The 18,914-nt window shown below is 55.6% G+C and carries 18 protein-coding genes; 8 read left to right on the top strand and 10 right to left on the bottom strand.

Annotated elements, in window-relative coordinates; translation table 11 throughout:
* Positions 1-66: 66 nt before the first annotated feature.
* The gene (guaA, locus tag Q3Y66_RS03780) at positions 67-1,644 is read right to left on the bottom strand and encodes a glutamine-hydrolyzing GMP synthase (RefSeq protein WP_008959018.1); all 1,578 of its coding nucleotides are present in this window, start codon (positions 1,642-1,644) and stop codon (positions 67-69) included.
* 97 nt (positions 1,645-1,741) lie between these two features.
* Positions 1,742-3,211: an IMP dehydrogenase gene (guaB, locus tag Q3Y66_RS03775; RefSeq protein WP_008959019.1), complete on the bottom strand. Its 1,470-nt coding sequence runs from the start codon at positions 3,209-3,211 to the stop codon at positions 1,742-1,744.
* A gap of 171 nt (positions 3,212-3,382) precedes the next feature.
* On the opposite strand from guaB, the gene Q3Y66_RS03770 reads away from it, so the two are divergent.
* The 3 genes from Q3Y66_RS03770 to Q3Y66_RS03760 all read left to right on the top strand — a co-directional run bounded on the left by Q3Y66_RS03770 (position 3,383) and on the right by Q3Y66_RS03760 (position 6,326).
* Positions 3,383-3,973 (top strand): DsbA family protein, encoded by a 591-nt coding sequence (locus Q3Y66_RS03770; protein WP_008959020.1) that lies wholly within the window; start codon positions 3,383-3,385, stop codon positions 3,971-3,973.
* Between the two features lie 4 nt (positions 3,974-3,977).
* A complete protein-coding gene (xseA, locus tag Q3Y66_RS03765) occupies positions 3,978-5,327 on the top strand; it encodes an exodeoxyribonuclease VII large subunit (protein ID WP_008959021.1) in 1,350 nt (449 codons plus the stop codon).
* Between the two features lie 66 nt (positions 5,328-5,393).
* Positions 5,394-6,326, top strand: coding sequence for a hypothetical protein (locus Q3Y66_RS03760; RefSeq protein ID WP_008959022.1), 933 nt, complete (start codon positions 5,394-5,396; stop codon positions 6,324-6,326).
* A gap of 78 nt (positions 6,327-6,404) precedes the next feature.
* On the opposite strand, the gene Q3Y66_RS03755 is transcribed toward Q3Y66_RS03760, so the two are convergent.
* From Q3Y66_RS03755 to Q3Y66_RS03740, 4 genes are all read right to left on the bottom strand, one after another.
* The gene (locus Q3Y66_RS03755; RefSeq protein WP_008959023.1) at positions 6,405-6,551 is read right to left on the bottom strand and encodes a hypothetical protein; all 147 of its coding nucleotides are present in this window, start codon (positions 6,549-6,551) and stop codon (positions 6,405-6,407) included.
* A 437-nt stretch (positions 6,552-6,988) separates the two neighbouring features.
* Positions 6,989-8,089 (bottom strand): DUF3618 domain-containing protein, encoded by a 1,101-nt coding sequence (locus Q3Y66_RS03750; RefSeq protein ID WP_008959025.1) that lies wholly within the window; start codon positions 8,087-8,089, stop codon positions 6,989-6,991.
* Entirely contained in the window at positions 8,086-8,523 is a 438-nt protein-coding gene (locus Q3Y66_RS03745) for a phage holin family protein (RefSeq protein ID WP_008959026.1), read from the bottom strand. Before Q3Y66_RS03745 ends, Q3Y66_RS03750 begins: the two co-directional genes overlap by 4 nt.
* Before the next feature lie 23 nt (positions 8,524-8,546).
* On the bottom strand, positions 8,547-9,158 hold the full coding sequence (locus Q3Y66_RS03740) for a hypothetical protein (RefSeq protein WP_008959027.1): 612 nt from the start codon (positions 9,156-9,158) through the stop codon (positions 8,547-8,549).
* A gap of 612 nt (positions 9,159-9,770) precedes the next feature.
* Between Q3Y66_RS03740 and Q3Y66_RS03735 the strand changes: the two genes are divergently transcribed.
* From Q3Y66_RS03735 to Q3Y66_RS03725, 3 genes are all read left to right on the top strand, one after another.
* Positions 9,771-10,625, top strand: a complete 855-nt coding sequence (locus Q3Y66_RS03735) for an SDR family oxidoreductase (RefSeq protein WP_008959028.1) — start codon at positions 9,771-9,773, stop codon at positions 10,623-10,625.
* 226 nt (positions 10,626-10,851) lie between these two features.
* Complete coding sequence (locus Q3Y66_RS03730) at positions 10,852-11,106, top strand: helix-turn-helix transcriptional regulator (RefSeq protein WP_008959029.1); 255 nt, start codon at positions 10,852-10,854, stop codon at positions 11,104-11,106.
* Positions 11,093-12,352, top strand: a complete 1,260-nt coding sequence (locus Q3Y66_RS03725) for a type II toxin-antitoxin system HipA family toxin (RefSeq protein ID WP_008959030.1) — start codon at positions 11,093-11,095, stop codon at positions 12,350-12,352. The genes Q3Y66_RS03730 and Q3Y66_RS03725 overlap by 14 nt, the downstream gene beginning before the upstream one ends.
* Positions 12,353-12,361: 9 nt before the next feature.
* On the opposite strand, the gene Q3Y66_RS03720 is transcribed toward Q3Y66_RS03725, so the two are convergent.
* Positions 12,362-13,249 carry a MurR/RpiR family transcriptional regulator gene (locus tag Q3Y66_RS03720; protein WP_008959031.1) on the bottom strand — a complete coding sequence of 296 codons (888 nt, stop codon included), beginning with the start codon at positions 13,247-13,249 and terminating at the stop codon, positions 12,362-12,364.
* Between the two features lie 163 nt (positions 13,250-13,412).
* On the opposite strand from Q3Y66_RS03720, the gene Q3Y66_RS03715 reads away from it, so the two are divergent.
* Together Q3Y66_RS03715 and Q3Y66_RS03710 are read left to right on the top strand one after the other, a co-directional pair.
* A complete protein-coding gene (locus Q3Y66_RS03715) occupies positions 13,413-14,738 on the top strand; it encodes an aspartate aminotransferase family protein (RefSeq protein WP_008959032.1) in 1,326 nt (441 codons plus the stop codon).
* Positions 14,739-14,782: 44 nt separating this feature from the next.
* A complete protein-coding gene (locus Q3Y66_RS03710; RefSeq protein ID WP_008959033.1) occupies positions 14,783-15,349 on the top strand; it encodes a carboxymuconolactone decarboxylase family protein in 567 nt (188 codons plus the stop codon).
* Between the two features lie 35 nt (positions 15,350-15,384).
* On the opposite strand, the gene argA is transcribed toward Q3Y66_RS03710, so the two are convergent.
* The 3 genes from argA to Q3Y66_RS03695 all read right to left on the bottom strand — a co-directional run bounded on the left by argA (position 15,385) and on the right by Q3Y66_RS03695 (position 18,891).
* Entirely contained in the window at positions 15,385-16,698 is a 1,314-nt protein-coding gene (gene argA / locus Q3Y66_RS03705; protein WP_035587199.1) for an amino-acid N-acetyltransferase, read from the bottom strand.
* A gap of 236 nt (positions 16,699-16,934) precedes the next feature.
* Entirely contained in the window at positions 16,935-18,200 is a 1,266-nt protein-coding gene (locus Q3Y66_RS03700) for an inorganic phosphate transporter (protein ID WP_008959035.1), read from the bottom strand.
* Between the two features lie 10 nt (positions 18,201-18,210).
* The gene (locus tag Q3Y66_RS03695) at positions 18,211-18,891 is read right to left on the bottom strand and encodes a TIGR00153 family protein (protein ID WP_008959036.1); all 681 of its coding nucleotides are present in this window, start codon (positions 18,889-18,891) and stop codon (positions 18,211-18,213) included.
* Positions 18,892-18,914 lie beyond the last annotated feature (23 nt).

Raw genomic sequence — 18,914 nt, 5'->3', positions numbered from 1 at the left:
CAAAGAAAAAGCCACCCGGACGCTGGATGGCTTTACTTACCTTTAGGCTAAATCACTTCGCGAAAATCACTCCCACTCAATAGTAGCAGGCGGCTTACTACTAACATCATAAGTCACCCGCGAAACACCTTCCAACTCATTGATAATCCGGTTAGAAACCTTCTCCAGCAACTCATAGGGCAGGTGCGCCCAGCGGGCGGTCATGAAGTCGATGGTTTCTACCGCGCGTAACGCGATAACCCATTCGTAGCGGCGGCCGTCGCCAACGACACCTACTGATTTCACCGGCAGGAACACGGCAAAGGCTTGGCTGGTTTTTTCGTACCAGCCAGAGGCGCGTAGCTCTTCGATGAAGATAGCGTCGGCATCGCGGAGGATGTCGGCGTACTCTTTCTTCACTTCGCCCAGAATACGCACGCCCAGGCCGGGGCCGGGGAACGGGTGGCGGTAGACCATATCGTAGGGCAGGCCGAGTTCCAGGCCGAGTTTGCGCACTTCGTCTTTAAACAGTTCGCGCAGCGGCTCGACCAGCTTGAGCTTCATGGTTTCCGGCAGGCCACCTACGTTGTGGTGGGATTTGATCACGTGCGCTTTGCCGGTTTTAGAGGCAGCGGATTCGATCACGTCCGGGTAGATGGTGCCCTGGGCCAGGAACTCGACGCCGTCGATCTTGCTGGCTTCGTCATCGAATACGTCGATAAAGGTGTTGCCGATGATTTTGCGCTTGGCTTCCGGGTCTTTTTCGCCCTTCAGCTTGCCGAGGAACAGGTCTTCGGCGTCTACGCGGATCACCTTCACGCCCATGTGCTTGGCGAAGGTTTCCATGACCTGGTCGCCTTCCGCTTTACGCAGCAGGCCATTGTCGACGAACACGCAGGTGAGCTGGGTGCCAATCGCTTTGTGCAGCAGCGCAGCAACCACAGAGGAATCCACACCGCCGGAGAGGCCGAGCAGTACGTGGCGGTCGCCCACTTGCTCGCGCACGCGCTGTACCTGGTCTTCGATGATTTGTGCGGGCGTCCAGAGCTTTTCGGCTTTACAAATATCCAGCACGAAGTGCTCGAGAATCCGCTGGCCCTGCAGGGTGTGGGTCACTTCCGGGTGGAACTGTACGCCGTAAAACTGCTTCTCTTCCCAGGCCATGGCGGCAATCGGGCAGCTCGGCGTGGAGGCGGTCACGGTGAACGCGTCGGGCGCTTGGGCGACCTTGTCACCGTGGCTCATCCATACGTCCAGCAGGGCTTTGCCGCTTTTAGCGTCTACGTGGTCTTTGATGTCTTTGAACAGCGCGTTGTTTTCGTCGATCTGGATCTGCGCGTAGCCGAATTCGCGCTGATTAGAGCCTTCTACCTTACCGCCCAGCTGCTCGGCCATAGTTTGCATGCCGTAGCAGATACCAAACACCGGCAGGCCCATTTCAAACACGCACTGCGGCGCACGCGGGGAGTCCAGTTCCGTCACGGATTCCGGGCCACCGGCCATGATAATGCCGTTGGGGTTGTACTCGCGGATCTCTTCTTCGGTGATATCAAACGCGCGGACTTCGGAGTAAACACCGATCTCGCGAACGCGGCGGGCGATCAGTTGGGTGTACTGCGAGCCGAAGTCGAGAATCAGAATCTTGTGGGCGTGAATGTCACTCATGGCGGGGTCTCGGTTAAGCGGTGTGGGTGCCGCTGGTAAGGCCAAAAAGCAAGCGGCGAGCTGTTGTGCCCGCCGCCGTTTTAACTAAATACGCTGGTTAGCTCACCCGATAGTTGGGAGCTTCTTTGGTGATCTGCACGTTATGGACGTGGGATTCGTTGAAGCCAGCGCCGGTAATTTGTACAAACTCCGGCTTGGTGCGCATTTCCTGAATATCGCGGCAGCCGGTGTAGCCCATGGAAGCGCGCAGGCCGCCCATCAGTTGGTGAACGATGGCGCTCATCATGCCTTTATAGGGTACGCGGCCTTCGATGCCTTCCGGCACCAGCTTCTCGGCGCCTTCGCTCTTATCCTGGAAGTAGCGGTCAGCGCTGCCCTGGTTCTGGGACATGGCACCCATGGAGCCCATGCCACGGTAGGCTTTATAGGTACGGCCCTGGTAAAGCTCGACTTCGCCGGGGGCTTCTTCGGTACCGGCCAGCAGGCCACCGACCATCACGGCGCTCGCGCCAGCGGCAATCGCTTTGGCCAAATCACCGGAGTAACGCACGCCGCCATCGGCAATCAGCGGAATGTCGTACTCTTTGAGCGCTTCGGCCACGTTGGAAACCGCGGTGATTTGCGGTACGCCAACACCGGCGACGATGCGCGTGGTGCAGATCGAGCCAGGGCCGATGCCAACTTTCACGGCATCGGCGCCCGCTTCGGCCAGTGCTATGGCAGCGGCGCCGGTGGCAATATTGCCACCAATCACCTGAATGGCCGGGAAGTTCTGTTTGATCCAACGTACGCGGTCAATCACGCCTTGGGAGTGGCCGTGGGCGGTATCGACAATGATCACGTCCACACCAGCTTCGGCGAGCGCGGCGACGCGGTCCGGCGTTTCCGGGCCGGTGCCGACTGCCGCGCCGACCAACAAACGGCCATCGCTGTCTTTGGCGGCCATCGGGTAGGTGCGGGCTTTTTCGATATCCTGGAAGGTGACCAGGCCACGCAGATGGAATTCGTCATCGACGATCAGCATTTTCTCGATGCGGTGTTCGCGCATTTTGGCTTTGCTGGTTTCGAGGTCGGTGCCTTCTTTAACGGTAACCAGCCGGTCACGCGGCGTCATGATCGCTTCGACGCTGTCGCCGTGGTTAGGCTGGAAGCGCATGTCGCGCTCGGTCACAATGCCCACCAGGGTTTCGCCTTCTACCACGGGGAAGCCGGAGAAGCCGTACTCCCGCGCCATGGAGAGCAAATCTTCCAGTTTGGCCTTGGGGCTAACGGTGACCGGGTCTTTCACGATCACGCTTTCGTGCTTTTTGACCTTGCGCACTTCAGCGGCTTGCTGGGTCATGGTCATGCTTTTATGGATGATGCCGATGCCCCCTTCCTGAGCCATCGCAATCGCTAGACGCGCTTCGGTAACGGTGTCCATCGCAGCAGAAAGTAGCGGAATGTTGAGCGATAGATTGCGGGTCAGGCGGGTTTTGAGGCTGACATCCTTGGGGAGGACATCGGAGAAGCCGGGAACGAGGAGAACGTCATCGAACGTTAGTGCTTCTTGGGCCATACGTAGCATAGCGGCAACACCCTGATTGAGAGGAAGTGGGGCGTGAAAGGTTAATCGCCTATTATAGCTTTTTGAGGGCCACCCCAGCAATGCAGTGACGCTGTTAGACTTATACCAAATGCTAATGACGAATGCTGGTAGGCTGTTTGTCGGTTATTTTTTTCATCCAAAGGGGGCCTTTTGTCTCAAAAAATTATTGTTTACACCGATTATGTTTGCCCCTTCTGCCTGCTGGCTGAAGAAGCCATTGTTCAAGCAACCGACGGTATGGATGTAGAAATTCGCTGGCGGCCTTTCGAGCTGCGCCCTGCCCCGGTGCCTACGCTGAAAGTGGAAGACCCTTACCTGCCCCAGGTGTGGCGCGATTCGGTTTACCCCATGGCGGAAAAACTCGGCGTGCCCATTACGCTGCCCAACATTTCCCCGCAGCCACGTACGGATAAAGCCTTTGAAGTATTTGCCATGGCCGAAGAGCAGGGATTGGGTCACCCCTATTCAATGGCGGCCTTAAAAGCGTTTTTCCAGCAGGAGCGCGATATTGGCGATCCGGAAGTGCTGGCGGATATTGGTGAGTCAGTGGGCTTGGAGCGCCAAGCGGTGTTGGATGCCCTGGCCGAAGGCCGTTACCGCGAGCAGCACCAGGCGGCACAACGTCACTCGGTGGAAGAGGCACGCATTCAGTCGGTGCCGACCTTGGTGATCGATGGCGAAGTGATTCAGGGCGTGCCTGATCCTGCCGCGTTAAAACGTTATTTATTAGAGCGGGCATAACCCTATGGCCTCCCCTACTCCCCAGGCACTCTCCGTCAGCCAACTCAACCAGCGCGCCAAGCAGACCCTTGAGCGCGATGTGGGCGAGGTGTGGGTGGAGGGCGAGCTCTCTAACGTTTCCCGCCCGGCCTCTGGGCATGTCTATTTCACGCTGAAGGATGACCGCGCGCAGATCCGCTGTGCGCTATTTCGTCAGCGGGCGCGATTTGTCTCGGCGCCGATGCGAGATGGCGATCAGGTCAAGCTTCGCGGGCGGGTGTCGCTGTTCGAGCCGCGAGGCGACTATCAGCTAATTGCCGATGCCGTTCAGGCCGCGGGCCTGGGAGAACTGCTGGCGGCGTTTGAGCGCTTGAAAGCGCAGCTGGAAGGCGAAGGCGTGTTTGCCAACGCCCGGCCACTGCCCTTCCCGCCCCGCAAGCTGCTGATCTTGAGCTCCGCCACCGGGGCGGCCATTCGCGATGTGTTGGCGGTGCTGGAAGCGCGCTGGCCGCTGGCGGATGTAACGCTGATTCCGGTGCCGGTACAGGGCGCTGAAGCCGCTCCGGCGATGATATCGGCGCTGGCGTTGCTCAACCGTCAGGCGCGATTGGACCCCGAGCGGGATGTGATTTTGATCACCCGTGGCGGCGGTAGCCTGGAAGATTTATGGGCGTTTAATAACGAGCACCTAGCGCGGGCGATTTTTCACTCCCGGCTGCCGGTGATGTCAGCGGTAGGTCACGAGGTGGATGTCACCCTGGCGGATTTCGCCGCGGATATGCGCGCGCCTACGCCGTCTGCCGCTGCCGAACGATTAGTGCCGGATCAGAACACCCTCAAGCGCCAACTGGAGCATCAGCACAGCCGTTTGCAGCGGGCCATGCAGGCACGGTTAGAGCGCGACAGCCAGCGGCTGGATACCCTGCGCGCCAAGCTGCGCCACCCCGGCGAGCAGCTCAACCGCCAGCGCCAGCACTTAACCGCCCTTGATCAGCGCTTGAATCGCGCCATTCAGCAAACGCTCAGCCTGCAAAAAGCCCAGCTAACACAGCTGAGCAGGCGCTTAGCCAGCCAGGATATGACGCGGCTGCATCGGGCAGAAAGCGAGCGGGTGAGCCAGCTTCAGCGTCGCTTGGGTGCGACCATGCAGCGCCAGCTCGAAAACCGTCAGGCGCGATTAACCAGTGCTGCACGGGAACTCAATGCGGTCAGCCCGCTGGCGGTATTGGGGCGTGGCTACGCGATTGCCCAGGATGAACAGGGCCAGGTCATTCGACGCGCGGAAGATACCCAGCCTGGGCAGAAGCTGAAACTGAAGCTAGGTGAAGGCAGGCTAAGCGTGGAAGTTAAGCGACGTCTAAAGACCGGGGGTTAAAGACCGGGTTTTAAAGACCTAAGCCAAATGGCCGATACCTTATAACAATGAGAAGAGGCCATCGCCATGAAGATAGGATTTTCGTTATTTACACTGATTAACCAGCGCCAGGATAAGCCACAGTTTTTAACGCCTACTCGTGTCGCTCCCCAAAAGAGCGAGCCCGCTGAAGACGACCCGTTCACTAAACGTCTTAAAAAGCAGCAGGAAGCGTTGGAGAGCTTGGCGTCTTTACCTACGCCAAAGGAAGCCTCCCAGCAGCAGGCTACCGATAAAGTGGGCTTCCTGCGGCAGCGGATTGAAATGCTGAAAGCCATGATGGCCTTCGCCTCTCCTGAACAGCTTAAAAACATGGCCAAGGAGCTCAAGAGCATCGCTCGTGAACTTGCCGGTGCGGCTAAACTATTGAGCAATCAAGGTGGCGGCGGTGCTGGCATGACCGCTATCCCTTCAATGGTTCCAGCAGCAGCAGCGCCAACAACAGTCGCTCAAGCCAGCGGGGCCGATTCAGCTGCGGCCCAAACGGGTGGCGATGAGAGCGCTGAGGCAACGGTGTCGAGTGACGCGCAGCAAGCCGAGGCCAATGCGCAAACAGCAGAGGAAGAGGCGGAACAAGAGGCCGAAAAAGCAGCGGGCGAGCCTGAAGGCGATGAATCCAGCGAGCTCGGCTTATTACCTAGCCTACCCAGCCCCATTCAGAATGAAGACAACCGCTCGAAATCCAATGGCGCCAGCGCTAGTGAACATGCACTACGCGGCGTACTGACTGACGCCCAGAAAGCGCTTCGCGAAGCGGTTAACGAACTCAAGATTCGGCTGAGTGAAGAAGACAAGGAAGCTCGTCGTGAGCTAAAGAAAGCGGAAGAAGCCATGGAAAAGACGGATCAAGCGGTTGCAGCCTCCTCTTCTGACGCCCTCTACTCCTCATTGGGGCAGTTGCTGCCTACCTCGTTAGGTGACGTTTCCGTATCAACGTCGTCTATCAACATCGAGGTTTAGCGTTAAATGAAAAAGGCGCTACTCATCAGTAGCGCCTTAGCGGTATCAGCGCTGTTATCAGCAGCGCTCAAAGCATATTCAGTGACCTTTTTTCTGGTCATCCTTTGATTTCTGGCTGTCGGAATCGGGATTAACGTGATGGGTATCCGGCATTGGATTGGCATCATCGTGGTGATCGTCGCGATCTTTAGGCGCTTTTTTGTCGTGCTCGGAGGCTTGAGTCATCGCTTTTTCCTTATGGTGAGGGTCTGGGTTTCCTTATTGCCCTGGCTATCTCAGCCAACCGGGCTCCTTGAATAGCGTGATAAACGCAAGAATGAAGGCTATCAATCTCACCTCCTATCCAAGCTGCTTTTACTGTAGCTGTTACTGACTAACTTGCAATGCAGCAGCGCGGCGTCCAACCAATCACCATTTTAAATATAACCATTTAAAAACAGACAGTTGGATAATTAATAGCGTATTAAACGGACCGTATTGGGAATCCCAATAATGCTTATGGTTTGCCGCTATCGATTAGCGCTGTTAGCGGCTTTTGTGCTGGCTTTTTATGCCGACTGTTCTAGCCAAACCGGTCTTGCTAAACCGTTCTTGCTAAAGAGCAGTGGCCGCATTAAGCGGCCACTGGTTTCACTCATTTTTTATCAGCCACATCAGCAATGTTAGGGCGTTTGGTTAGTCCCCGACCCTTGGGTGTTGCCGGAAGGTGTGCTCGACCCCGCCAAGCCCTGGCTATGTTTCTGATGGTCATGCTTTTGGTCATGGCTCTCAGGTGCAGAGCGCTCCGTTGTGGGCGTTGGGGTGGGTGAGCCTGCAACTCCCGCTTCCTGATGCTGTGGGGCGTTTACGTTCGCATCATTAGCGCGATGGGAATCGCCCTTAGCAGATTCGGCTTTTTCATGGATCGTATGCTGAGCCTTATCCGCTTGCGCTTGCCCGGTTTCGGCTGCCTTATGCATAACGCGGTCGCGATACTCACCCATGTACTCATCCTCTTTCTTGGTGGCGGGGAAAATACCGCCTAAGGCAGCACCCAGCGCAAACCCAAGTGCGCCGACCACTAGCGGATGATCCTGGATAAAATCGGAGGCTTGGCTCCCGGACTGGTGAGCACGATGCTCCATATCGTGCATGCGATCGTGAGCACTGTGCTGAAGATGGGATGAAGAATTGCGCATATTATCCCCCATTTGGTGAGCCTTACTGCCCCATTGCTGTGCGGTGTGCTTGGCTTTTTCGCCTAAGTGTTGGGCTTTGCCTTTGGCACCGTCTTTCATGCTGCTGGCACCTTCTTTCGCCCGGCTCATACGGCCTTGACCATCGCTATGGCTTTCTGAACTACCGCTGTAGGTGGGCGTTCCAGCGTTGGGATGCGTGCCTTCATGCACGGGTATACCTGGCGCGCCATGGGAGCCGCTAGTGCCCGATGAAGACTGCCCGCCGGTGTAAAAGCGCTGGTCGATATCAGATGCGTACTGCTGCTTGTGGTGTGGCTCATTTGGGTGACGCTGTGCCAGCATTAACCAGCCAAGACCGGCAGTGGTGACCAGAAACGGCAGCGGGTTCTGCTTAATGGTGGTGCCTAAATTAGACACGAATTCGTTAGCGCCTCCATGGCGAATATACTCATAGGAGGTATTCAACAGCTGCTGAGGAGAGAAGCGCTCTTCGATTTCATGCAGGGTAGAATCAAGGCGCTCGCGCGATTGATTGATATCCTTTTCAATCTCTTCGGGACTGCGCTGATGGTCATGATCCGTCATTTCAACTCCTCCTTGACGTTGTGCTGATGCTGTTTCGCCGTTGTTTTGTCGCTTTGCAAACTATGCATCGTACGGCTGGGCATCAAATTACGCGCCTGCAGTTTCTTCTGGCCCGCTTTAAGCATCATCACACCGATAACCGACACAACGACGCCGACAATCAACGCAGAGAGCCACGGTGTGGTCTCGGGCGGAAGCACCTCATTAAGCAGAAAGACTAACGCTGCCAACAGGGTTAAAAAGCCGCCCATCAGTACCGCACCGGCCATCGCAATCGAAGCGATGGCGCCCATCGCTTGATGGGTTTTCTCGGTCATCTCGGTCTTGGCGAGCGCGGCTTCGTTGCGCACCAGCGAGCTAATTTCCTGCATCACCGTCGACAGTAGCGTACCGACCGATGAACTTTGCGACGTGGGTTTGTTATCCGAATCCATTCTATGCCTCCCTGGCCCTTACGTTAGGGCATTCCATTTTCTCGACCCGATGAACCTACTGCTGCATTACCGGCAACGGAGCTGCCTGAAAGACTTGATGATTGGCTAACTGGTGACGCCTGCCCGGCAGGTACGTTTTCCTGCATCGGAAGACCCGTTGCGCGCTCGTCGGTGGTATTTGAATAACGTGAGTGCGAATCGTCACTATGCGAGTGCTGGCCAGAACTACGCAGAAAGCGGGAAGCCAAGAAACCCGCGGCAATAACACCACCAATAAACAGCGCGGGTTCGCGGCGGCTAAAACTCTTCGCTTCATTGCATACGGTGTTTAAATCTTTATCCCGCAAACCATGCGAAAAGCGCTCAGTGGTATCAGCAAACTTTCGTGCTTGTTTAGAAAAATAAGGCTGCTGCTGATTATCAAACTCGTCGGCCATCTTTTGCAGAACGCCGGTTAGCTTGTGGGACTGATCTGCAGCAGTATCGCGCTGTTGATTGAAATAGCTTTCAGCCTGATGATGGGCCGCATCACTCACCTCATGTGCGGTATCGCGTCCTTGCTGTTTGAGCGACTCCGTTGAGTGGCTTGTCTGGTTGGGTGCGCCTGGATTGGGCTGCTTTCCTTGATCGGTCATCTGTCACTTCCTCCTTGTCGTCTCACTTGTCAGCATCCGTGGTGAAACACAATCAGCGTCACTGCGAATCTATCGGGTGCACCTCATTAACGCTACGATGTTAATACCTAATACGTTAATAAAATTATGCACTTAGAGAAAATAAGCACTTATCCTAGTGAACTTATCCTCATCCTCCTTAATAGATTGATTACCTTCAAAACATAGTGCTTGATATAGCGCTTATAAAAGTTAGTCTTTTAAAGCCTAGCTCTTTTAAAACCGAGCACTTTTAAAACATAGCGCTCTTTCTATTATTGTCAATTTATGCGCGCCGCCATTTAAAAACCCATTTATTTACTTAACATAGGTTATTTATTTATCAGAATGGGGTTTTACCTTAACGCCTGTTATCGAATATCAGCTAAATCCCTGAAATCTATAAAAGTCCATTAATTAACGGCGGCTTGCTTGTTTCTACGCCTTTGGTCTACGTTGAAGGTTGGCGAATATTCGAGGAGTGAATATTTGCTGTTTGCCTTAGGTGTTAACCATCAATGTTAACCATCAGTCATAGGTAGTAACCATCAGTTTGAACGACACACATCCGTGCCAACAATGGAGTGACCGCACATGAGTGATCAAAAGCAACCTCCCCAGCATCAAGATAAGCAGCCGGGTGATGAGTACGCGATGCACCCGGAGCCTGAGTACATTCGCGAAAGCTACCGCGGCACTGACAAGCTGTTGGAAAAAGTCGCGATTATTACCGGCGGCGACAGCGGCATTGGTCGTGCCGTGGCCGTGCACTATGCCCGCGAGGGCGCGGACTGCACGATTGCCTATTTAGACGAAGATAAAGATGCCGAAGAGACCAAACGGTTAGTCGAAGCGGAAGGCCGCCGTTGCTTGGTGTTAAAAGGCGATGTGGCTGAACCAGACTTTTGCCGCGATATTGTTAAGCGCACGCTCGATCACTTCGGCAAGATTAATATTGTGATCAATAATGCCGCTGAACAGTATGATTGGGACGATATTACCGAGATCCCCGATGAACAGCTGCTGCGTACGTTTCAGACCAACATTTTCAGCCATTTCTATCTCACCAAATCTGCCCTGCCGCATCTCGACAAGGGCGATACGATCATCTGCACGTCCTCTATCAACGCCTTTAAGGGCAACGCGACGCTGATCGATTACACCGCCACCAAAGGCGCTATTCAGGGGTTAGTGCGCTCGCTGGCGATGTCGCTGATGGATCGCGGCATTCGCGTAAACGCCGTGGCGCCAGGGCCTGTGTGGACCCCGCTGATTCCGGCCAGCTTTGAGGATGAAAAAGTAGCCTCATTCGGCGGTCAGGTACCGATGAATCGCGCAGGCCAGCCCAGCGAAATGGGGCCTGCGTATGTTTATCTGGCCAGCGAAGAGTCTTCCTACATGAGCGGCCAGACCATGCACCTCAATGGTGGCGTGATTTTAAACACCTAAGCGTTTGTTATTCAGATATAGCGCACACATTAACGGGGCGGCCTCGAGCCGCCCCGTTAATGCGTTTCGTATAAAATCACTGACCACCGAAATATTCCCGTTCGGTAATATTTCCTTCCAGAAAGCCTCTCTAATCACTGAAAGTTACCGATCGGGAATAATCATAGCGTTTTGATCACTAATATGGTCTATCATTACCGTACGGTAATTTTATCGGACAGTCGCTATGACCTCCCAGATAGAGAGTGCAAAACGTATTCGCAGCAGTGAAGAGCTGGGCAAGCTAGTTCAACAAACCCGGCGTGATCAATCATTGCTGCAAAGTGATATTGCCGGGCTTGCGGGTACAGGCAACCGCTTTATCGTCGATCTTGAACGCGGCAAGCCAACCCTGCAGCTACAAAAAGTACTCGATGTTTTGGATCTAATGGGATTGGAAGTGATTATACAGCGCAAAGGGAATCACCATGGCCGCCCATAGCGAAGCGCTTGACCTGTTCTGGGGGGAACTGCATGTCGGGCGTTTGCATAACACTCAGCCGTTGCGGTTTGACTATACTCAGGAGTGGCTAGCCAATAACCAAGCGAATAGCCTTTCGCCCCAGCTACCGCTGACTCAACAACGACATAGCGGCGATAGTGTGCTGGCCTACTTCGAAAACCTACTGCCTGAGGGCGAACTACGTCGCTATATTGAGCTACGCCACCACACCACCACTGTTTTTGGTCTTTTAAAGTCGATTGGCGGTGATACGGCGAGTGGCTACACCCTACTCCCGCAAGGTGAAACGCCTCGACCAGCCAGCTATCGCAAGACGGACTGGGAAGCTATAAACGACTTTCTGCATAATGAAACCCAGGGTGAATTAACCGGGCAACTTGCTCCCCAAGCGCGAATTTCATTAGCGGGCGCTCAAACTAAACTGCTGCTAATGGTACTCGCTGATGGCAGCCCGGCGCTGCCTGAAGGGGCCGCGCCTTCAAGCCATATTTTGAAACCGGATATCCGTGGTTTGAAAGGCGTGTGGTGTTCTGCGCTTAATGAAACGCTCTGTATGCAACTAGCCGCCGCGTTAGCGCTAGGGGTAGCTGAAGCTACCTTCCAGCCTCAAACACGCGCCTGTTTAGTTAAGCGCTATGACCGGTTTTATGATGAGCACGGCAACTTACAGCGTTATCACCAGCTAGATATTTGCCAATTAGCAGGGACACCTTCCACCCTCAAATACGAAAGCGACGGAGGGCCTGGCCTCATTGAGTGTCGGCAGTTACTTCAGGCGGCGGGTGTTCCCGCAAAAGACCTGCTGCGTTTTTCGCAGTGGTTTTTTTTCAACCTGTTTATTGGTAACAATGACAGCCACGCCAAAAACCTCTCTATATTGCAAACGCCTCAGGGCGTTCAACTAGCCCCGTTTTACGATCTCATGTGCACGACGCTCTATAGCGGTCTCTCGAACCGCTTTGCATTTCGAGTGTCTGGCATTGATCAGCCCGGCAGTATCGAACGCTCACACCTTGCTTCTCTCGCCCAGGCGTTGGGATTTAAACCTGCATACTTCATGAGCTTAGGCGCACGTCTCGCCGATGAAATACTCAGCGTTTTACCCACTGTGATAGAGGCATTGCAGGAGGTCGCAACGCCAGGTACAGAGCATGTATTGTTAGAGCGCCTGTCTCGGCGCATTAAACAAAACTGCCAAAAAATGACAAAACGCTGGTCGGTTTAAGTCAGCTTCTCACCGCCGCCTGGGGATAGCCGTCGCATAGGTATTGAGATGCAAGAGGTGTTCATCCGCTTGCTGCAACGCCTCTAGCGTTTTGGGCCGATCGAACTCCGCCAATAAGCTGCAAAGCACTTCGGAGACGGCTAATGCCGGGGTTAGCGTATGGAAAAAGCTATCGCTTTCTGTGGGGCAAAAAACGGCCTGCTCTGACAGCGCTACCAGCGGCGAGACTTCACTATCAGTAATGGAAACAATGCCTACCCCCTGCGCTTTTGCCAACTGGGCCAGTTCCAGCGCCCCGGTTGCATAAGGTTTGATGGAAATAACGAGCAAGACATCCTCAGAGGTAGCGCGGATTAACGCGTCTCCGCCGGTTCCTCCAGGCCCATCCAGGTGCACCGAACGCTCGCCTAGCAGGGTCATCACGTAATGGAAGTGCCAGGCAACGGCATGGCTGGAACGTAAACCCAGCACGTACACCTTTCTCGCTGACTTTAGCCTATCGGCCGCTGCTTCCAGCCGCCGTAGCGAATCGGGCTCACACAGCTTTTCAAGCTGGACACTTAGCCCCTGAAGCATATGCGAGGCGATATCGCTTACTCCCCTTTCACTGCCTTCATCCACCCGCTTTTGAACCTTGGCCGCAAAGCCATCGCCCCCCTCGCGTAACGCCGCGGCATACTGCGCCCGCAGTTCGTCGTAGCCTGGCAACCCCAAGAATTTGGCCAGCCGTGTCATGGTGGCGGGTTGTACAGCGGCATGGCGCGCCACTTCGCGCATGGACACCAGCGCCACGTCCTGCGGATGCTCAAGAACGTAGCGCGCGGCCTGCTGCAGCTGTGCAGACATGGCATCGTACTGGGCAATCATCTGCTCTCTCAGCGAATAGCTCGGCTGCATAGTCGTTGGCTCTGTGAAGAAATAAGGGTTGGCTCTGCGAACAAATGATCTATATGTTTCATATGTTATTTTAATGATTTATTTGTTGCAAATATCTTTGTGAGTATGTCAATCTCATTGTCATGTGAGCTGCTCACCGTTTTGATCATGAGGAAAAGAGACTATGACGCGTATTCTTCACCGCAGTATCGGCGCGCAGTTGCCTCATGCTGCATCAGCACAGGGAGTCTATATCACGGATACTACGGGGCGCCGCTATCTGGATGGCTCAGGAGGCGCTGCGGTCACCAGCGTCGGTCATGCCCACCCGGAAGTGCTGGCTGCCATGCGCTCACAGATCGATAGCCTCTGTTACGCCCACACTTCATTCTTCACTACCGATGCCGCCGAAGCGCTAGCCGAAAAGTTGGTGGATTTGGCTCCAGACGGGTTGGATTACGTCTACCTGGTGTCGGGTGGGTCAGAAGCCGTTGAAGCGGCGCTGAAAATGGCCCGGCAGTACTTTGTCGAGATCAATCAGCCTCAGCGGCGGCATATCATCGCCAGACGCCAGAGCTACCACGGCAATACCATCGGCGCATTGGCCACTGGTGGCAACGCCATGCGGCGCCAGCAGTTTCAGCCTATCCTGCCAGAAACCCACCATGTATCGCCTTGTTATGCGTATCGCGATAAGGGCAGCGATGAATCGCCCGAGGCCTACGCGGCGCGGCTTGCCGAAGAGCTTGAGGCGAAAATTCTCGAACTTGGCCCTGAAGAGGTCATGGCCTTCGTTGCCGAACCCGTGGTCGGTGCCACCTTAGGGGCGGTCGCCTCCGAGGCGGATTACTTCAAGCGCGTGCGTGCCATTTGCGATAAATACGGCGTACTGCTGATTCTCGACGAAGTGATGTGCGGCATGGGAAGAACCGGCACCGTCTTCGCCTGTGAGCAAGATGGAGTCGTCCCGGATATCATCACGATCGCCAAGGGTTTGGGTGGCGGCTACCAGCCGATCGGCGCGGTGATGCTATCGGCCAACCTCTACGCCAGTTTCGCCAATGGGTCTGGGCTTTTTCAGCATGGCCATACCTATCTTGGCCACCCTGTGGCTGCCGCAGCCGCTAACAAGGTGGTGGAGATCATTGCCCGGCCGGAGACACTGGCGAATGTTAATAAAATGGGCATGAGATTGCAGAGCGGCCTTGAAGCGGCGCTCGATGCATCGCCCCATGTGGGTGATATTCGCGGCAGGGGCTTGTTTCGCGGTATCGAGGTTGTCGCGGATAGGGAAAGCAAAACGCCTTTTGACCCGGCTCGCAAGCTTCACGCTAAGATCAAGCGGCAGGCGATGGCGCGTGGCCTGATCAGCTACCCGATGGGCGGCACCATTGATGGCATTCACGGCGACCATATCCTGCTGGCACCGCCTTATATCATTGCGCCTGACGAAGTAGATCTGATCATTGAGCGTATCGTCGGGGCCATCGACGCCGCCATTGCAGAGTAATAACACGACAACTATCTGAATAACGATCTAACTGGAGTTCACCCATGCCACTGTCCCCCTGCCCGCCCATTTCTGACGCCAACTGGCCTGAGGAGATCGCTGACTTACGCGAGGGCTTTGCTGGCGCGCTCAATGTGTATCGCACCATGGCCCATCACCCGGCTTTGCTTAGCGCCTGGGCGCCCTTGCGCCAACACGTCGTTAAGGAGAATGCGTTAGGCCCAGCGCTGACCGAAGTGGTGATATTACGCGCGGCTCTGCGTATGGGCTCCGCCTACGAGTGGGCCCATCATGTGAGCCGGGCGCTCGCCCTGGGGTTCTCCGAACACCGCATTACGGCTATTCGCGGTACACCCGAAGGCATCGACGGCCTTATCGTCAACGCTGTGGATGCGTTATTCGATGAGCGCATGCTGGCCAAGGCGCAGGAAGCAGAACTTGCCGAGGCGATCGGGCGTAAGGCAGTAATCGATCTGATCGCCATGGTGGGTTTCTATTCGGTGCTGGGCTACCTGCTCAACACCTACGACACACCGATCGATGAAGCTGTTCAACAAGAAGCGCGACAACAGCCGGCGATGTTTTCGCTGATGCCGCGTGAAGCTAGTTGATCCAACCCGTTAATCCAGCGCTGTGAATAAGCGCATTACGCTAACTGCTTGACTAACACCTTCGATTTACGCGCGTGATTGTAGGTTTCGCGCTTTAGTGGCGGGAGATCTTCCAGGCTGGCGGCGCGGAAGCCGCGCTCTACAAACCAGTGGGCGGTGTGGGTGGTCAGCACGAACATTTCGTTTAAGCCGCGCTGGCGGGCACGGCGCTCCATGGCTTCCACCAAGCGCTCGCCGCGCTCGCCGCCACGGTAGCTGTCGTGCACGGCTACGCAGGCGAGTTCGGCAATACTGGTATCGGGGAAGACATGCAGCGCGGCGCAGCCGATCACCATGCCGTCGCGCTCGATCACCATGTAATCATCGATTTCGTGCTCCAGGCGCTCCCGGGAGCGGGCGACCAGCATGCCCCGCCGCTCTAGCGGTTCCAGCAGTTCCAGCAGGCCCGCCACATCGTTCAGCGTTGCGGGGCGCAGCTGTTCGTAGCGGTGCTGGGTAATCATGGTACCCACGCCATCACGGGTGAACAGCTCACCCAGCAGGGCGTCATGGTTGTGCCAGGAGAGCAGGTGCGTACGCGCCACGCCTTCCCGTGCGGCGGTGCAGGCGGCCTGTAAATGGCGGGCTAACTCACTGCCAGGAACGGCATTGGTTAAACGCGGCTCGGCTTCTGCTGGCGAGAGTTGGCGCAGTAGCGCGCCGTGCTCATCTTCCAGCCCTTCCGACTCACCGAGCAGAATCAGCTTGTCGGCTTTCAGCGCGACGGCGGCGTGCTGGGCGACTTCGGAGGCGTCTAAATCGAACACTTCGCCGGTACTGGAGAAGCCCAGCGGCGGCAGCAGCACCAATGAACCTTTTTCCAGCAGACCTTCAATGGCGTTGGCACGCACCCGACGCACTTCACCGCTGTGGTCGAAATCGACGCCTTCACGCACGCCTAGTGGCTTGGCGGTCACCAGGTTGCCAGAGATCACGCTGAGCTCTACACCGTGCAGCGGTGTGCTGGGCAGGCCCAGCGACAGCCGCGCTTCCAGCCACAGCCGCTGGCGGGCGGCGACCTGCTCTACATGGGCCATCACGGCGCGATCCGCTACCCAGCGGCCGTCGATACGCGTGGGCTCAACGCCCGCGGCGGTGAGCGATTCATGCACCTGGGGACGAATACCAAACACCACGACCAAGCGCACGCCCAGGGTGTGCAACAGGGCTAAATCCTGAATCAGTTGCTCCCCGCGGCCAGACGCCATCGCTTCGCCTTCAATTAAGATGACAAAGGTTCGCCCCCGGTGAGCATTAATGTAGGGGGAGGCGTTACGAAACCAATCAACAAAGGGGAAGCGCGTATCCAAGGGCCGCTCTCCGGCAGCAGGTGAAAGAAACATCAGACGTTTACCACATCCAACTGGGTTACTTTAACAGAGCACAAAAAACAGCGGCACCTTCTAATGCAAATCTGCTGAATCTAATGCAGATAAACATGAAGATGCCGCTGTGATGTTCCCGCTCAGGTACTTCTTAACGTTTTTCGAGCCGTGGCGTACTGCGTTTTATAGGCACTGCTTATTAGCTATTAGCCAACCAGTGGTTAGCCGAACATGCCTTTGAACATAAAGAAGAACAAAATCGCAAGGCCAGCACCGGCGGGTAGCGTGATCAGCCACGACATGGCAATCGTGCCGATAACCCGCAGGTTCAACGCCGCCATACCGCGTGCAAGCCCCACCCCAAGAATCGCCCCTACCAGCGTGTGGGTAGTGGAAATTGGCAGGCCCGTGCCAGAAGCCAGTACGACCGTGGTGGCCGCCGCCAGCGTGGCAGCAAAGCCACGGCTGGGGGTAAGCTCGGTAATACCGGTACCCACGGTCGCGATGACTTTATGGCCATAGGTGACCAGACCCACGACAATACCGCCGCCGCCAAGTACCAGCACCCACCAAGGCACCAGCGCAGAACCACCAATTTCGCCGCCGGTTTGTACTACGCTGATCACCGCTGCCAGCGGGCCAACCGCATTCGCCACATCGTTTGAACCATGTGCAAAGGCCATGGCACAGGCGGTGAAGATCATCAACACGCCGAACACGCGCTCTACGTTGGCATAGCCGAAGTGATCATTTGCGTTGTGCTCGAACTTGATACGCCGCTGCATAATCAAGCCGATGCCCATAATCACCAACCCCAGCAAAATTGACAGCAGCAGGCTCTGATTAAAGGTTAAGTCCAGCCCCACATGGGACAACCCTTTCGTCAGCGTGACCATCGAAACGATAAAGCCCACCAGAAACACATAGCCCGGCACGTAGCGTTTAGCAGCCGTGAACGGGTTGGCATCTTCAAAAATCAGGTGGTGAACCGATTTAAACAGCAAAAAGCCAATGGTGCCCGCCAGTAAGGGAGAAACCACCCAGCTCGCAGCAATCGTGCCTACGGCGCCCCAGTCCACTGTGGAGGGGCCTAACCCTGCAACAGCAAAGCCCACAATCGCGCCGACAATCGAGTGCGTCGTGGAAACCGGCCAACCTTTCATAGACGCTGCAAGCAACCACGTACCCGCCGCCAGCAGTGCTGCCAGCATGCCGTATACCAACAGCTGAGGATCGTCTTGCAGTAGTTCGGGGTCGATAATACCTTTACGAATCGTATTGGTAACCTCGCCACCGGCTAGCCAGGCGCCGAGAAATTCAAAAACAACAGCGATCAAGATCGCTTGTTTGATGGTGATCGCTTTCGACCCCACCGAGGTTCCCATCGCATTGGCGACATCATTCGCACCAACGCCCCAGGCCATAAAGAAGCCAAACAAACAGGCCAGGATAATGAAGATTTCACCGTACTGGGCAATAATCAGCATGAAGATCCCCTTAGCGGGCGGTCAGTATCTGCAGACGGCTACCCACACGCTCAGCGCGATCGGATAGTTCGCCAACCCATTCAATGATTTTGTAGAGAAAGATCACGTCCACTGGCGGTAGCTGGCTCTCAAGCGAGAACAGTTGGCGACGGATCGTCACTTGTTGGTCATCGGCTTGGTGCTCAAGGGTGTGCAGTTCACGGATCATGTTCTGCATGACGTCGGAGACGTTTTTTCCAAAGCCGGACTCAAGCAGATCCTTGAGTTCTTCCAGTGCCTGGCGGGCTTGGGCAACACAAGCAACACTGGTACGGATGTAATCGCGCATTGCATCGGCCAATTCATCCGGCACGCGCATTTTACGCCCCAACATAATGCCGGTAATGTCACGCACCTTGTTGGCGATCTTGTCCTGCACGCTGATCAGGTCGAGCAGATCGGAGCGCGACACCGGAAGAAACATGGTGTTGGGCAGGTTCAACCGCAGCTCTGTTTTCAGCGTATCGGCGTCATGCTCTAAGCGGGTGACGTTTTCGCGCAGCTCAGCCGCTTTGTCCCAGTCATCAGCCAGCGTTGCTTCAAAAAACGGCAACAGCAGATCGGCACATTCATTTGCCTTGACGATATGGGCCAATAACGGCTGGAATGGCGAGCGGCCAAACATCGAAGAAAAAGGATTGGAGGTAACCATAATGCCTTTTAGCCTGTTTTCGG

The organism is Halomonas sp. HAL1 (genome assembly GCF_030544485.1).
Taxonomy (GTDB): domain Bacteria; phylum Pseudomonadota; class Gammaproteobacteria; order Pseudomonadales; family Halomonadaceae; genus Vreelandella; species Vreelandella arctica.
This window is presented reverse-complemented; position numbering and strand designations above follow the sequence as displayed.